The 15,771-nt window shown below is 62.3% G+C and carries 12 protein-coding genes; 10 read left to right on the top strand and 2 right to left on the bottom strand.

Annotated elements, in window-relative coordinates:
* Positions 1-62: 62 nt before the first annotated feature.
* The 8 genes from ACYUME_RS20695 (at position 63) to ACYUME_RS20660 (ending at position 10,125) form a co-directional block, all read left to right on the top strand.
* The gene (locus ACYUME_RS20695; protein WP_460416615.1) at positions 63-4,439 is read left to right on the top strand and encodes an RHS repeat-associated core domain-containing protein; all 4,377 of its coding nucleotides are present in this window, start codon (positions 63-65) and stop codon (positions 4,437-4,439) included.
* Positions 4,432-4,797 carry a hypothetical protein gene (locus tag ACYUME_RS20690; protein WP_460416613.1) on the top strand — a complete coding sequence of 122 codons (366 nt, stop codon included), beginning with the start codon at positions 4,432-4,434 and terminating at the stop codon, positions 4,795-4,797. The genes ACYUME_RS20695 and ACYUME_RS20690 overlap by 8 nt, the downstream gene beginning before the upstream one ends.
* A gap of 63 nt (positions 4,798-4,860) precedes the next feature.
* Entirely contained in the window at positions 4,861-5,139 is a 279-nt protein-coding gene (locus ACYUME_RS20685; RefSeq protein WP_050704205.1) for a hypothetical protein, read from the top strand.
* Between the two features lie 176 nt (positions 5,140-5,315).
* Positions 5,316-6,065: a DsbC family protein gene (locus tag ACYUME_RS20680; protein ID WP_460416611.1), complete on the top strand. Its 750-nt coding sequence runs from the start codon at positions 5,316-5,318 to the stop codon at positions 6,063-6,065.
* An 82-nt stretch (positions 6,066-6,147) separates the two neighbouring features.
* On the top strand, positions 6,148-7,452 hold the full coding sequence (locus ACYUME_RS20675) for a homoserine dehydrogenase (RefSeq protein WP_279886290.1): 1,305 nt from the start codon (positions 6,148-6,150) through the stop codon (positions 7,450-7,452).
* Positions 7,453-7,506: 54 nt separating this feature from the next.
* On the top strand, positions 7,507-8,916 hold the full coding sequence (gene thrC, locus ACYUME_RS20670; RefSeq protein WP_460416609.1) for a threonine synthase: 1,410 nt from the start codon (positions 7,507-7,509) through the stop codon (positions 8,914-8,916).
* A gap of 403 nt (positions 8,917-9,319) precedes the next feature.
* The gene (locus ACYUME_RS20665; protein WP_460416607.1) at positions 9,320-9,760 is read left to right on the top strand and encodes a histidine kinase; all 441 of its coding nucleotides are present in this window, start codon (positions 9,320-9,322) and stop codon (positions 9,758-9,760) included.
* A 74-nt stretch (positions 9,761-9,834) separates the two neighbouring features.
* Positions 9,835-10,125: a DUF3509 domain-containing protein gene (locus tag ACYUME_RS20660; RefSeq protein WP_460416605.1), complete on the top strand. Its 291-nt coding sequence runs from the start codon at positions 9,835-9,837 to the stop codon at positions 10,123-10,125.
* A gap of 131 nt (positions 10,126-10,256) precedes the next feature.
* Here ACYUME_RS20660 and ACYUME_RS20655 read toward each other — a convergent pair whose 3' ends face one another.
* Both ACYUME_RS20655 and ACYUME_RS20650 read right to left on the bottom strand, forming a co-directional pair.
* Entirely contained in the window at positions 10,257-11,138 is an 882-nt protein-coding gene (locus ACYUME_RS20655) for a TIGR02285 family protein (RefSeq protein ID WP_460416604.1), read from the bottom strand.
* A gap of 12 nt (positions 11,139-11,150) precedes the next feature.
* Positions 11,151-12,350, bottom strand: coding sequence for a CaiB/BaiF CoA transferase family protein (locus tag ACYUME_RS20650; RefSeq protein WP_460416603.1), 1,200 nt, complete (start codon positions 12,348-12,350; stop codon positions 11,151-11,153).
* A gap of 168 nt (positions 12,351-12,518) precedes the next feature.
* Between ACYUME_RS20650 and ACYUME_RS20645 the strand changes: the two genes are divergently transcribed.
* The gene (locus ACYUME_RS20645) at positions 12,519-13,061 is read left to right on the top strand and encodes a YaeQ family protein (protein ID WP_279886280.1); all 543 of its coding nucleotides are present in this window, start codon (positions 12,519-12,521) and stop codon (positions 13,059-13,061) included.
* Between the two features lie 29 nt (positions 13,062-13,090).
* Entirely contained in the window at positions 13,091-14,800 is a 1,710-nt protein-coding gene (recJ, locus tag ACYUME_RS20640) for a single-stranded-DNA-specific exonuclease RecJ (protein WP_460416602.1), read from the top strand.
* Positions 14,801-15,771 lie beyond the last annotated feature (971 nt).

Here is a 15,771-nt window from a genome sequence, read left to right as displayed (position 1 = left end):
GATATGGAAATCAAGCATGACCAGGTTCAAGTGCCCTGCAGCCGTGCGGTTGCCGGTCAGTAATGTCTGACGCCCTGTGGGCCGCCCGTGAGGGCGATGCGCTGATGCACACCTCGATGATGGCCGACATCGTCAGCGGCGTGCTGGAAGTGGCCGCCAACGTCGCCATCGGCATGCTGGCCACCGCGGCGGTAACCGCGGCGCTGGGTCTGACCGTGGCCACCGGCGGCCTCGGCTGCTTCGTGCTCGGCGCGGTGGTGGGCATCGTGGTCGGCGTGGTCATGAGCAAGACCGGGGCCGACAAGGGCTTGAGCAGTTTATGTGAGGGTATCGGCAACTTCCTGTTCCCGCCCTCGGTGCAAGCCAACATCCTCACCGGCTCGAAGAATACCCACACCAATGGCAAACCGGCCGCACGCGCTGCCGGCGTCATCGTTGCCGCCGCTGCAGCCGCCGGCAGCGACGTGGCTCAGCCGCCGGCCGAGGAGGAGGAAGAAAGCTTCCTCGACATGGCCAAGGGCTTTTTCTCGCAGATGTGGCGGCCTACGGTCGCCAGCCCGGCGCCGAACACCGAGCCTGCCGACGACGACAAGATCCTCTGCAGCAAGCATCCGCCGATGCCGCCGCAGTACCTGGCCGAAGGCTCGAGCAAGGTCACCATCAACGGACACCCGGCCTGTCGCAGCGGCGATCGCAGCACCTGCGAGGCGGCGATCGTCGACGCCGGGCTGGTCTCCGATAATGTGCGCATCGGCGGCGACTCGATCGTGGTCCGCGAGATTCGCAGCGGCAAGACCCCGGGCATCGGCCTGGCGATTACCGCCTTGATGATGCTGCGCGGGCGCGGCGGCAAGTTCTACAGCAAGTTCGGCTGCATGGTGATTGGTGGCATCGGCAGCGCCGTCACCAGCCAGGTGACCGGCGCGATCACCAGCGCCATCGCCGGCTCACCCAACCCGGTCCACAGCGCCACTGGCGCCAAACTGTTGAGCGGCGAAGCCGAGCTTGATTTCAGCCTTCCGGGCTTGATCCCGTTGGACTGGCAGCGCTACTACAACAGCCGGGATGAACGCCGCAACGGCCTGTTCGGTGCTGGCTGGAGCGTCGATTACGAAGTCTTCGTCGCTATCGAGGCACATCCTGAAGGCGGCGAGCGCCTGCTGTTCACCGACGAACAGGCACGGGTCGTCGACATGGGCCATATCCCTCTTGGTGATGGCGTGTTCAGCGCCGGCGAAGGCCTCAGCGTGCGTCGCGCGCACAATGGCGAGCTGCTGATCGAAAGCGTCGACGGTCTCTATCGCCTGTTCCAGCCCGCCCCGAACAATCCGCAGCGCCTGCGCCTGGCGCAACTGGGTGACCGCAACGACAACCGCATCTACCTGGACTACGACAGCAACGGCCGCTTGCTCAGGCTGCGCGATACCTTCGATGTGGTCCAGGTGCAGGTGGTTTACAGCAGCCAATGGCCAGCCCGGGTCAGCCATATCGAGCGATGGTACAGCGACGAGTCGAACGAGCTGCTGGTCAGCTATGCCTATGACAGCAACGGCGACTTGGCCGAAGTCCGCGACGCCAGCGGCCAGGTGCAACGGCGCTTCGCCTATGACCAGGGCCGGCGCATGGTCGAACACCAGCTGCCCAGCGGCCTGCGCTGCTTCTATGAATGGACTCGTGCTGCAGACGACTGGCGCGTGGCCCGGCACTGGACCGACGACGGTGACGAGTACCGTTTCGACTACGACATCGAGGCTGGCATCACCCGGGTCACCGACGGCCTGCAGCGGGTCAGCAGCCGCCACTGGAACCCGCAGTACCAGATCACCCAGTACACCGACGCCCTCGGCCACACCTGGCGTTTCGAGTGGAACGACGAACGCCAGTTGCTGGCCGCCACCGACCCGCAGGGCGGGCAATGGCAGTACCTGTACGATGAGTCCGGCAACCTCTGCGAAAGCATCGACCCACTGGGCCGCAGTGAGGCGACCCAGTGGCTGGAACACTGGTCGCTGCCCCGGGTACAGACCGACAAGGCCGGCAGGCGTTGGCGCTATCGCTACGACCAGCGCGGCAACTGCAGCAGCGAAACCGACCCGCTGGGCCACACCACCCGCTACCGCCATGACGAACGCGGCCAGGTGGTGGAGATCATCGATGCGGCGGGCAAGCACAAGCACCTGCGCTGGAACGAATTGGGCCTGCTGATTGAACAGGTCGATTGTTCGGGGTATCCGACCCGCTTCAGCTATGACCGGCGCGGGCATCTGCAGGCGGTCACCGATGCCCTCGGCGAACGTACCGAGTACCAGTACGATGCCCAGGGCCGATTGCTCGGCTCGCAATTGCCCGATGGGCGCAGTGAGCACTATCAGCTTGATCGCAACGGCCAGCTCAACAGCTATACCGACCCCGCCGGGCACTCCACCCAATACCGCTATAACCGGCGTGGCCAGGTGCAGCAGCGTATCGATCCGCATGGTCGGCGGGTGCAGTTCAGTTACGACGCCTACGGGCGGCTGCTGGCGCTGACCAATGAAAATAGCGAAAGCTACAGGTTCAGCTGGGACCTGGCTGATCGCCTGACTGAACAGCAGGATCTGGACGGCAGCGCCAGCCGCTATCACTACGACCGGCTGGATAACCTCAGTTGCGTTGAGTACCTCCCCGCCCCCCAAGGCGATGCTGAAGCGATCATTCATCAATTGCACCGGGATGCCGTCGGGCGCTTGATCGAAAAGCGCACCGATGATGGTGAAACCCAGTACAGCTACGATCCCCTTGATCAACTGACGGCAATCAGCTTCACCGACAAGGCAGGCAACAGCGAGCAACTGGCCTTCGCTTACGATGCCCTTGGCCAATTGCTGGAAGAGCACAGCGCCAATGGTGTGCTGCAACATCACTACGACGAACTCGGCAACCTGGTCCAGACCCAGCTGCCCGACGGCCGCTGGCTCAACCGCCTGTACTACGGCAGCGGCCATCTGCATCAGCTCAACCTCGACGGCAAGGTGATCAGCGATTTCGAACGCGACCGCCTGCATCGTGAAGTGCTGCGCACCCAGGGCCGGGTCAGCACCCGCAGCGAGTACGACCGCAGCGGTCGTTTGCGCTCACGCTTGCGCCGCCCCAACCACCAGCCGCCGCAACTGCCGGCTACGGTACAGCAACGCTTCGATTTCGACTCGGCAGACAACCTGATCGGCCGTTTCAACCAGCAGCCCGGCAGCCAGCACCAGCAATTGCTGCACTACGATGCCAGCGGCCGGATCATGGCCAGCCAGGACGCTGGCCAGGGCCAGAGCGAAACCTTCGCCTACGACGCCGCCGCCAACCTGCTCGATGGGCCGCAAGCCGGCATCGGCCTGGTGCGCCATAACCGCTTGCTCACCTACCAGGACAAACGCTACCGCTACGACGGCTTCGGCCGCCTGATCGAGAAACGCAGCAGCCGACGTGGCATCCAGCACTTCAGCTACGACGCCGAGCACCGCCTGATCCAGGTGCGCAGCCAGCACGGGGGGCGCGAACGGATACTGAACATGCGCTACGACCCGCTGGGGCGGCGTGTCGAGAAAAATGAACATGACGATCAGGGCAATCTGCTCGACCAGACCCGCTTTGCCTGGGATGGCCTGCGCTTGCTGCAGGAGCATCGCTACAGCCAGACCAGCCTGTACCTGTATGTCGAAGACAGTCACGAACCCTTGGCCCGGGTTGACGGTACGGGGCTGCACCAGAAAGTGCGCTACTACCATAACGATCTCAATGGCCTGCCCGAACAGTTGACGGATGACAGTGGCGAGGCGGTCTGGCAGGCGCGCTATCAGGTCTGGGGCAATACCCTGCAGGAAGTGCGTGAGGCGCATTTCATCGAAGAGCAGAACCTCAGGTTTCAGGGACAGTACCTGGACCGTGAAACGGGCCTGCACTACAACACGTTTCGGTTTTATGATCCGGATATCGGGCGGTTCACGCAGCCGGATCCGATAGGGTTGCTGGGTGGCACGAATCTTTATCAGTATGCGCCGAATCCGAACGGGTGGGTTGATCCGCTTGGATTATCTCCTGTTAGTCCTAAAACGATTTTATTCTCACAAGACAGTATTAATGGTGTGTTTGAGGATGGAAGAAGTGTTAATGGATTAACGCATAGACTTATAAATGATCCCTCGTATATAAATGAAGTTGAGCCAATCAGAAAAGTCAGGATGCGGGATTTACCTGCCAATGTTCAAGAGCGCTTATTGTCTCAAGGAGCACATAAAGATTCAGTGTTTAGCTTGGATAATAGAAGGCTGTACGCAGCTAAAGAAGCTGGTGTATCCAAAATCCCATCCAGATGGGCAACTCCAGAGGAATTGTCTAAAATAAATCTTGATCGAAGGTTTTCAACTGGTGATGGTGGTAAATCGATAAGGACAAGAGGTTGTGGCTAATATGAATGTTAAGGCAATAGAAACAAAATATGGTCTGATTTATGGGCGAGATGCTTTGGTTCTTTTAGGGACTGAATTAATACTCTATCCTTTTAAATTTGTCATTAAAGCATCGTTATCTTTGCGTTCCTGCAAGCCAATGATTACAGACGCACCTGATGTTAGCGTTGAGTTTTTGTTTAGTGATATTAAAAGTATGTCTGTGTATAAAATGGATGATTACCCATATGAAAAACACTCTCTGTCGAGCTTTGATTTGATAGATAACATAGATGGAGATGGATTCCAGCATATAGTTCTTAGCACTTATGACCATGTTTTCGATGTGATTGGAAAATATGATATTAAATATTCTTAGATGAATTTCTTAATAAACCGGGAAAGAGATTCTGATTCTCCAGGTTTATTATAGGGTTTTGTAATGCTGGACATCTCCTATCTGTCGGACACGCTAGGCGACAAGCCCTACCTTCAACTGAGTGACGCTGAGGTGAAGCGTGTGCAGGGCGCATTTATTGAGTTGCGTGAAAAGACGGGGCTTTATATCGATCCTTATGGGCGATCCAGGATTTATCCCAGACAGCAGAAGATGTTGATTGCGCTGCTGTTACAGGACATTGATCGCGATGTGCTTGCTTTGGTTGATTTTCTGAAAGTTTCCAGTGATGCAGATGAGGTCTTGCTGGTAGACGGTGATTGATAGCCGAGGTGACCGCCGCCCCCTGGCGCACGCAGCCTTGCGCTCCCGATCGAGCACGCCTCGACCGCCGCCGCTTCTGTGGTAGGCTTGGACGGTTTGCACCGAGGGCCGCAATGACACCCCGTTTTCAGTACGGGCGTGCTGCATCCGGCCCCGTCCGCCTTCAGGAGTACCCCATGCGCGTGACCCAGATTTTCGCCGCCGCCGCCCTGGCGTTGGCCAGTACCTTTGCCGTCGCCGCGGCCACCGATGCCAACGCCGGTGCCGAGCAGGCGATCCGCAAGTCCTTGCAGAACCTCGAGCTGGAAGTGCCGGTCGAAAGCGTCAGCAGCAGCCCGCTCAATGGTCTGTACGAAGTCAAGCTGCAGGGCGGTCGCGTGCTTTACGCCAGCGCCGACGGCCAGTTCGTGATGCAGGGCTACCTGTTCCAGATCCAAGATGGCAAGCCGGTCAACCTCACCGAGAAGACCGAGCGCCAGGGCGTCGCCAAGCTGATCAACGGCATCCCGGCAGCGGAAATGGTCGTCTACCCGGCCAAGGGTGAAACCAAGTCGCACATCACCGTGTTCACCGACACCACCTGCCCGTACTGCCACAAGCTGCACGCCGAAGTACCGGAACTCAATCGCCGTGGCATCGAAGTGCGCTACGTCGCCTTCCCGCGCCAGGGCCTGGGCTCGCCGGGCGACGAGCAACTGCAGGCGGTCTGGTGTTCCAGCGACCGTCGCGCGGCGCTGGACAAGATGATCGACGGCAAGGAAATCAAGTCCGCCAAGTGCGCCAATCCGGTCAGCAAGCAGTTCCAGCTGGGTCAGTCGATCGGTGTGAACGGCACGCCGGCGATCGTGCTGCAAAATGGCCAGGTGATTCCGGGCTACCAGCCGGCGCCGCAGGTGGCCAAGCTGGCCCTGGCAGAGAGCAAGTAATCAATTCAGTACGCCGTCGTCATGGGGTGACGGCATGTTTCACGGTCGGCGCAGGTGCCGGCCGTTCAATGGGGAGTTCACAGTGAAACCGGTCAAAGTAGGCATCTGTGGGTTGGGGACCGTCGGTGGCGGAACCTTCAATGTACTCAAGCGCAACGCCGAGGAGATTGCCCGCCGTGCCGGGCGCGGTATTGAAGTGGCACAGATTGCCATGCGCTCGCAGAACCCGAATTGCCAGATTACCGGTACCCCCATTACCGCTGATGTGTTCGAAGTCGCGAGCAACCCCGAGATCGATATCGTCATCGAGCTGATCGGCGGCTACACCATCGCCCGCGACCTGGTGCTCAAGGCCATCGACAACGGCAAGCACGTGGTCACCGCCAACAAGGCGCTGATCGCCGTGCATGGCAACGAGATCTTCGCCAAGGCGCGCGAGAAGGGCGTCATCGTTGCCTTCGAAGCCGCCGTGGCCGGTGGCATCCCGGTGATCAAGGCGATCCGCGAGGGCCTGTCGGCCAACCGCATCAACTGGCTGGCCGGGATCATCAACGGCACTGGCAACTTCATCCTCACCGAGATGCGCGACAAGGGCCGCGCCTTCCCCGACGTGCTGGCCGAAGCCCAGGCGCTGGGTTATGCCGAGGCCGACCCGACCTTCGACGTCGAGGGCATCGACGCCGCGCACAAGCTGACCATCCTGGCGTCCATCGCCTTCGGCATCCCGCTGCAGTTCGACAAGGCCTACACCGAGGGCATCACCCAGCTGACCACTGCCGACGTCAACTACGCCGAGGCCCTGGGCTACCGCATCAAGCACCTGGGCGTCGCCCGTCGCACCGCCGACGGCATCGAGCTGCGCGTGCACCCGACACTGATCCCCAACGACCGCCTGATCGCCAACGTCAACGGCGTGATGAACGCGGTAATGGTCAACGGCGACGCCGCTGGTTCCACCTTGTACTACGGCGCCGGTGCCGGCATGGAGCCGACCGCGTCGTCGGTGGTCGCCGACCTGGTCGACGTGGTCCGCGCCATGACCTCGGACCCGGAGAACCGCGTGCCGCACCTGGCCTTCCAGCCGGACGCGCTGTCGGCCCATCCGATCCTGCCGATCGAGGCCTGCGAAAGCGCCTACTACCTGCGTATCCAGGCCAAGGACCACCCGGGCGTGCTGGCCCAGGTCGCCAGCATCCTTTCGGAGCGTGGCATCAACATCGAGTCGATCATGCAGAAGGAAGCCGAGGAGCAGGACGGCCTGGTGCCGATGATCCTGCTGACCCATCGCGTGGTCGAGCAGCGCATCGACGACGCCATCGTCGCCCTGGAAGCACTCCAGGACGTGGTCGGCAAGGTCGTGCGCATCCGCGTCGAACAGCTCAATTAATTCCGGCGGCGGGCCGCGACGGCGGCCCGCGCCCAGCATCGAAGGTTTGCACCCATGCGCTATATCAGTACCCGCGGCCAGGCTCCGGCCCTGAACTTCGAAGACGTCCTGCTGGCTGGCCTGGCCAGCGATGGCGGCCTGTACGTTCCCGAGAACCTGCCTCGCTTCACTCAGGAAGAGATCGCCTCCTGGGCTGGTTTGCCGTATCACGAGCTGGCGTTCCGGGTGATGCGCCCGTTCGTCGAAGGCAGCATCGCCGACGCTGATTTCAAGAAGATCCTCGAAGAGACCTACGGCAACTTCGCCCACGCCGCCGTCGCGCCGCTGCGTCAGCTCAACGGCAACGAGTGGGTGATGGAGCTGTTCCACGGCCCGACCCTGGCCTTCAAGGACTTCGCCCTGCAACTGCTTGGCCGCCTGCTCGACCACGTGCTGCTCAAGCGCGGCGAGCGCGTGGTGATCGTCGGCGCCACCAGCGGTGACACCGGCTCCGCCGCCATCGAAGGCTGCCGCCGTTGCGACAACGTCGACATCTTCATCCTGCACCCGCACCAGCGTGTGTCGGAAGTGCAGCGCCGGCAGATGACCACCATCCTCGGCGACAACATCCACAACATCGCCATCGAGGGCAACTTCGACGACTGCCAGGAGATGGTCAAGGCCAGCTTCGCCGACCAGTCGTTCCTCAAGGGCACCCGCCTGGTGGCGGTCAACTCGATCAACTGGGCGCGGATCATGGCCCAGATCGTCTACTACTTCCACGCAGCATTGCAGCTCGGCGGCCCGGCCCGCTCGGTGGCGTTCTCGGTGCCGACCGGCAACTTCGGCGATATCTTCGCTGGCTACCTGGCGCGCAACATGGGCCTGCCGATCAGCCAGCTGGTGGTGGCGACCAACCGCAACGACATCCTGCACCGCTTCATGAGCGGCAATCAGTACGTCAAGGATGCCCTGCACCCGACCCTGTCGCCGTCGATGGACATCATGGTCTCGTCCAACTTCGAGCGTTTGCTGTTCGACCTGCACGGTCGCAATGGCGCCGCGGTTGCTGCGTTGATGGACACCTTCAAGCAAGGCGGTGGCTTCAGCGTCGAGCAGGATCGCTGGACCGAGGCGCGCAAGCTGTTCGACTCGCTGGCGGTCACCGACGAGCAGACCTGCGAGACCATCGCCGAGGTGTTCAAGGCCACTGGTGAAGTCCTCGACCCGCACACCGCGATCGGCGTCAAGGCCGCCCGCGAGTGCCGCCGCAGCCTGGATACGCCGATGGTGGTGCTGGGCACCGCGCATCCGGTCAAGTTCCCCGAGGCGGTGGAGAAGGCGGGTGTCGCCAAGGCCCTCGAGCTGCCGGCGCACCTGAGCGATCTGTTCAGCCGCGAAGAGCGCTGCACGGTGCTGGCCAACGATCTGAAGACCGTCCAGGCCTTCGTCAGCCAGCACGGCAATCGCGGTAAGCCGCTGTAACGCCTCGCACCTGAGTGTGTGTTGCTGTCCCGGTGCCGGCACCACGGAGGCTGCTTCGCGGGTAACCCGCTCCTACAGGAATTGCGCAAGGCTTGAGGTCATTGCGATCCCTGTGGGAGCGGCTTTAGCCGCGAACACCGGCGTAGCCGGTGCCAGGTGCCGCGTCGCTTGCTTCGCGGGTGAACCCGCTCCCACAGGAGCAGCACATGGCTTGAGGTCAGCGCGGTAGCTGAGAGAGCAACTGTCTTGCTCGGATTCCTCAACCTGGCGCAGATTGATGCAGGCGTTGCGCTACAGCACAGTGACTTCGCACCTGCTTTCGGACTTTTCCTATACAGCCGCTGCTGTCGCCCTACTAAAGTGGTCGCCTCGCTCTCACGCTACATCGCCCGAGGAAAGGCCAATGCACAGGCTCAGTGTCCTTATCCATCAGCCCCGCCCCTTCCACCAGATACTCCTGCACCAGGCGCTCAACGCCCAAGGTATCTACAGCGTAAGGCTGGTCGAGGAGCCGTCGGATATCCTCGTTGCCCTTTGTCGTGGGCTGCCGATAGATCTGCTGATACTCGATCACGGCATGCCACGGGGCAGTGCCGAGCCTTTGTTCGAGCAGCTCTCATCCGGTATATCGCCACGGGCGCTGTTGTTCGTCGGTCAGGCGGGGGAGAAGTGCCCGGATCTGGCGCGCGAGGCGCGCCGACACGGTTTGCCGGTGCTGTTCGACGTGCCCTGGAGCCGACTGACCACGGCGCTGGGACGCGCACTCCAGTGCCTGGCGCCACGGGCCGACAACTGCACCTGCCAGGCTATCGAAACTGTCATGTCCGCCGCGCATGCTCGGTGAACCGGCCAGCTGGACGAACTTTCCCTCCAGGCTGACGGTCAGTTCCGATATGTCCACAAGCCAGAGTGATCCGGATGGAAAGAATCTGCAGACTGCTCAACGATGCCTTGACCCCTTACCGGGCCGAACTGGGTGTGACCGATGACGACGGCAATCGCCAGCTGACGCTGTATGACGAGCGCGGCGAGATGGCGCTGCGGCGCAAGATCCCCGCGCGGCAGTTGGCCGAGCGGCAGTTGCTGGTCGACCTGGTGGACGGCCTGCACCGCGACCTGCAGATCATGGAAGGGCGCTTGCAACCCTGCGTGATCGCCGCGATGCAACACGCGCGACAACCGCAGGGAACCTTTGCCCGAGGCGGCTGATCAGATCCTTCGAGACAGCAGGCTGGCGTGCTTCGCTCCGGCATTCCCGTCAGGCTGTCACCGCAAGTCCCCGGACTTTCGCTTGACCCCGGTCGCCATTCCCCAGCGGCCGGGGTTTCTTTTTTTGTGCGCTACGGCAGGGCCGGTTCGGGCTGTTCGAAGAAGTGACGGGCCTGCTCCAGGTAGTCGTCCTGCAATTGCGGGTCCAGCCAATGCGCGTACAGGCGCGGTAGCGGCTCGCGGCGCAGGTCGGGCAGCAACTGGTCGATATGGGCGATGGCCTCGCGCCCCAGCGTCGTGTCCGAACAGCCGATGTGCAGGAATTGGTAGCGGTTGACGTTGCGGATGGGATGAAAACTGTAGTCTTCCGGTGAGCCGCCTTGATGCTGGATCAGATAGCGGATTTCCGGCCAGTACCCGAGTACCAGCTGCAAGCGTCCTAGTTTCTGCATTTGCAGCAGGCTCGCGGTGGCGTCGTTGCCGTAGTGGCGGCTGAATGCGCTGTCCGGCAACTGGCGCAGGATCTCGTCGACCTGCATGCTGTAGCTGCGTTCGGCGACGATGCCCAGTTTCAGGCGGGTCTGGGCCAGCAACCGTTCGAGGTCCACCTGTTGTCCGTCAAGGAAGGGTGCCAATAGCCCCTCGTCTTGCCTGCGTACCACCAGACCGCTGCTGAGCACGCCCAGCGAGGGGGCGGAAAAGTGCACGTACCTGGCCCGTTCTGGCGTCCACAGCAAGGTTGGGTCACAGGTGAAGCTTTGCTCCTGGAGCATCTGGATGCCTCGGGCGCGGTTGACCCGGACGATGCTGTGATCGTATTCGGGCATCTGGGCGATGAGCAGGGGCAGCAATTGATCGACCACACCCAGGCCCTTTTCCGGGCCTTCGAAAATGGTGAATGGCGGCAGGTCGCGCACCAGCCACAGTAGGCGCTCCTTGGCGGCGACCGTTTGTCCCGTCAGCAGGAGCAGCAGGCAGAGCAAGGCGGGCAGGCGTGTGATCGTGATACCCATGGGGCCGCGGGATCAGACCGTGCCGGCCGCGCGCAGGCGGGCGATGGCGGCCTCGTCGTAGCCCAGGTTGGCGAGCACCCTGTCGGTATGCTCGCCCAGAGCCGGCCCGACCCATTCGCTGGAGCCCGGTGTTTCCGAGAGCTTGGGGACGATACCCGGCATCTTGAACGGCTTGCCGTCCGGCAGGCGCGCTTGGAGGAACATCTCGCGGGCGAGGAATTGCGGGTCGCTGAACATGTCTTCGGCCGAATAGATCCGGCTGGCCGGTACCTCGGCGTCGTTGAGCGTCTGCATCACCTGGCTCAGCGGCAGGGCGTTGGCCCAGCGGTCGATCACGCCGTACAGTTCGTCGCGGCGGGCATCGCGGCCATCATTGCTGGCCAGTGCCGGGTCGTTCGCCAGGTCGTCGCGGCCAATGGCCTGCATGAAGCGCTTGAAGATCGCGTCGCCATTGGCACCGATCTGCACATGGCGGCCATCGGCGGTGGTGTGGATGGAGGAGGGGGTGATACCCGGCATGATATTGCCGGTGCGCTCGCGGATGAAACCGAACACGTCGAACTCCGGGACCATGCTTTCCATCATGGCGAAGATCGCTTCGTACAGCGCCACGTCCACCACCTGGCCCTGGCCGCCGTTCACTTCGCGATGGCGCAGGGCCATCAGCGCGCCGATCACCCCCCACAGGGCGGCAATGGAGTCGCCGATGGAGATGCCGGTACGCACCGGCGGGCGATCCTCGAAACCGGTGATATAGCGCAGGCCGCCCATGGACTCGCCTACTGCGCCGAAACCGGGTTGCTCTTTCATCGGGCCGGTCTGGCCAAAGCCCGACAGGCGCACCATCACCAGGCGCGGATTGAGTGCGTGCAACACATCCCAGCCCAGGTCGAGCTTTTCCAGCACGCCGGGACGGAAGTTCTCGATCAGGATGTCGGCTTCGGCGAGCAGGCGCAGGAGCACGTCACGGCCTTCCGGATGCTTGAGGTTGAGGGTGAGCGACTGCTTGTTGCGCGCTTGCACGAACCACCACAGCGACGTGCCTTCGTACAGCTTGCGCCACTTGCGCAGCGGATCCCCGCCATCGGGCGACTCGACCTTGATCACCTCGGCGCCGAACTCGGCGCAGATGCGTGAGGCGAACGGGCCGGCGATCAGCGTGCCGAGTTCGATGACTTTCAGGCCGGCGAGGGGTTTGCTGGGCGTTGGCATGGGGCATCCGTGGCGAATGGCGTGGAGCGGAGGTTGTATCACAGCTCGGCTGCGGCAGGTACATCGGTGTTTGGCCCTTCGCGGAGCATGGTTGGGAGCGGGCGTGCGCCGCGAGGGTGTCGGATCGGGTAGACTGTGCGACTTTCTCTTTCACGAAGCCCAGCGCCCATGGCCCAGCCGTCCACCACCTACAAGTTCGAACTGAATCTCACCGACCTCGATCGCGGCGTGTACGAAAGCGTACGCCAGACCATCGCCCGTCACCCTTCCGAGACCGAGGAGCGCATGGCCGTGCGCCTGCTGGCCTACGCGCTCTGGTACAACGAGAACCTGTCGTTCGGTCGGGGCCTGTCGGATGTCGATGAAGCGGCCTTGTGGGAAAAGAGCCTGGACGACCGCATCTTGCACTGGATCGAAGTCGGCCAGCCCGACGCCGAGCGTCTGACCTGGTGTTCGCGCCGGACCGAGCGCACCAGCCTGCTGGCCTATGGCAGCCTGCGTGTATGGCAGAACAAGGTGGTCGATGCGGTCAAGGGTCTGAAGAACCTGAGCATTGCCGCCGTGCCGCAGGAGGTGCTGGAGACGCTGGCCACCGACATGCCACGCACCATCAAGTGGGACGTGATGATCAGCGAGGGCACCGTGTTCGTCACCGACGACCGCGGCCAGCACGAAGTGCAACTGGAGTGGCTGCTCGGCGAGCGCGGCTGACCTATCCCTACCTGAATACCGAAGACCCCATGCGCATCGAACCCCGTCCCCTGCCATCGCCCTTGCCATTGCTGGGCAACCTGCCACCCTTGCTGACCCGTCTGTACGCCGCCCGTGGCGTGCAGTCCGAGGTAGAGCTGGACAAGAGCCTGGCGCGGTTGCTGCCGTACCAGCAGCTCAAGGGGATCGACGCGGCGGTGGACCTGCTGGTCGAGGCCCTCGACCAGCGCCAGCGCATCCTGATCGTCGGTGACTTCGACGCCGACGGTGCCACGGCCAGTACCGTCGGCGTGCTGGGGCTGCGGTTGCTGGGGGCTGCGCATGTCGACTATCTGGTGCCCAACCGTTTCGAGTATGGCTATGGCCTGACCCCGGAGATCGTCGCGGTCGCCTTGCAACGCCAGCCGCAACTGCTGATCACCGTGGACAACGGCATCTCCAGCGTCGAGGGCGTGGCGGCAGCCAAGGCCGCGGGGCTCAAGGTGCTGGTCACCGACCACCACTTGCCTGGTGAGCAGCTGCCGCAGGCGGATGCCATCGTCAATCCGAACCAGCCGGGCTGCCTCTTCCCCAGCAAGTCGTTGGCGGGCGTCGGCGTCATTTTCTATGTGCTGATGGCCCTGCGTGCGCGTCTGCGCAGCCTGGGGCGCTACGAGGCGCAACCGCAGCCGAACATCGGCGAGCTGCTCGACCTGGTGGCGCTCGGTAGTGTCGCCGACGTGGTACCGCTGGATGCCAACAACCGCATCCTGGTACACCAGGGGCTGGAGCGCATCCGCGCCGGCCGCGCCCGTCCCGGGCTCAAGGCCATCCTCGAGGTGGCGCGGCGTGATCATCGACGCATCACCTCCACTGACCTGGGCTTCATCCTCGGTCCCCGGCTCAATGCCGCCGGGCGCCTGGACGACATGAGCCTGGGCATCGAATGCCTGCTGTGCGATGACGCCGCCCTGGCGCTGGACATGGCCCAGCAGCTGGACGGCTTGAACCAGGACCGCAAGTCAATCGAGCAGGGCATGCAGCGCGAGGCGCTGGCGCAGCTCAAGGACCTGCCGGTCGAGTCCATGCCCTATGGCCTGTGCCTGTTCGATGCTGACTGGCACCAGGGGGTGATCGGTATTCTTGCCTCGCGCCTGAAGGAGCGCTACCACCGCCCGACCATCGCTTTCGCCGATGCGGGGGAGGGCATGCTCAAGGGCTCGGCGCGCTCGGTGGCGGGGTTCCATATTCGCGATGCGTTGGACGCGGTGGCGGCACGGCATCCGGCGTTGATCAGCAAGTTTGGCGGGCATGCCATGGCCGCTGGGCTGTCGTTGCCGGCCGAGCATTTTCCGGCGTTCGCCGAGGCCTTCGATGAGGAGGTCCGGCGGCAGTTGCGTGAAGAGGACCTGACCGGGCGATTGCTGTCGGATGGCTCCCTGGCGGTCGAGGAGTTTCACCTGGACCTGGCGCGGGCCTTGCGCAATGCCGGACCTTGGGGGCAGCACTTTCCCGAGCCGTTGTTCCACGGGGTGTTCCAGCTGGTCGAGCAGCGGGTCGTGGGGGAGAGGCATCTGAAGGTCGTGCTCAAGAGCGAATGTGGGACGGTGCGGTTGGATGGGATTGCCTTTGGGGTCGACCGGGAGGTTTGGCCCAATCCGACTGTGCGCTGGGTGGAGTTGGCTTACAAGCTGGATGTGAATGAGTTTCGGGGCAATGAGAGTGTGCAGTTGATGATTGCGCATATGGAGGCGCGGTGATCTGGTTTTGGTTAATTAGTTGATTGGTTAATTGGTTGGTGGCTGTTTTGAGCGTTGTATGCGCATTCATTTGTGATGTCGACGCATAGTCACCTTTCCGCCCTTACGGCGGGTCACTTTTTGTCAAACGCGACAAAAAGTAACCAAAAAACGCTGCGCTCCATTCATCCGGCCCTACGCTACGCTCCGGGTTCCCTCACTCCGGCCTTGCTCCCGGGAGGACCGCGCTGAACGGCCCATCCTGGGCCGCAGCGCTTGACGGGCATCCATGCCCGTCACCTCCCTCCGCAAGTCCTGCGTTCGGCCTCCTGAAGTCGCGAAGTTACAGGCGGCGACTGGGCTGGCGCAGCTGACGCTAGTTGCAACTGTGTGATCTCAGATCCGTATTCGCGGGTAAACCCGCTCCCACAGGGTTATGCACATTTTCAACTTACACCACTCTCCTGTGGGAGCGGGCTTGCCCGCGAAAGGGCCAGAACAACCAATATATAAATAACTGCCAAGAGCTAATTTAAAGTTTCTGCTCTTGCTCTTGCTTCTAAGCGCGCGGTAGTTCAGGCGCCGCCAATTGCGACTTCAGGAGGCCGAGCGGAGTTCTTGCGAAGGGAGGTGACGGGCATGGATGCCCGTCAAGCGCTGCGCCCCAGGATGGGGCGTTCAGCGCGGTCCTCCCGGGAGCAAGAACGGAGCGAGGGAACCCCGGAGCGAAGCGTAGGGGCCGTATGATGGAGCGCAGCGTTTTTTGGTTACTTTTTGTCGCGTTTGACAAAAAGTGACCCGCCGTAAGGGCGGAAAGGTGACTATGCGTCACCATCGCCAATGAATGCGCATACAACTATCAAAACCCACACTCTCGAAGCCGAAGCCGAAGCCGAAGCCGAAGCCGAAGCCGAAGCCGAAGCCGAAGCCGAAGCCGAAGCCGAAGCCGAAGCCCCCCAATGGTCTAGTCTAAAAAAACCGTATCCGAGCCC

It is taken from the genome of Pseudomonas sp. microsymbiont 2 (assembly GCF_054788395.1).
The sequence above is the reverse complement of the archived record's forward strand: the minus strand, read 5'-3'. Positions and strand labels throughout refer to the sequence as shown.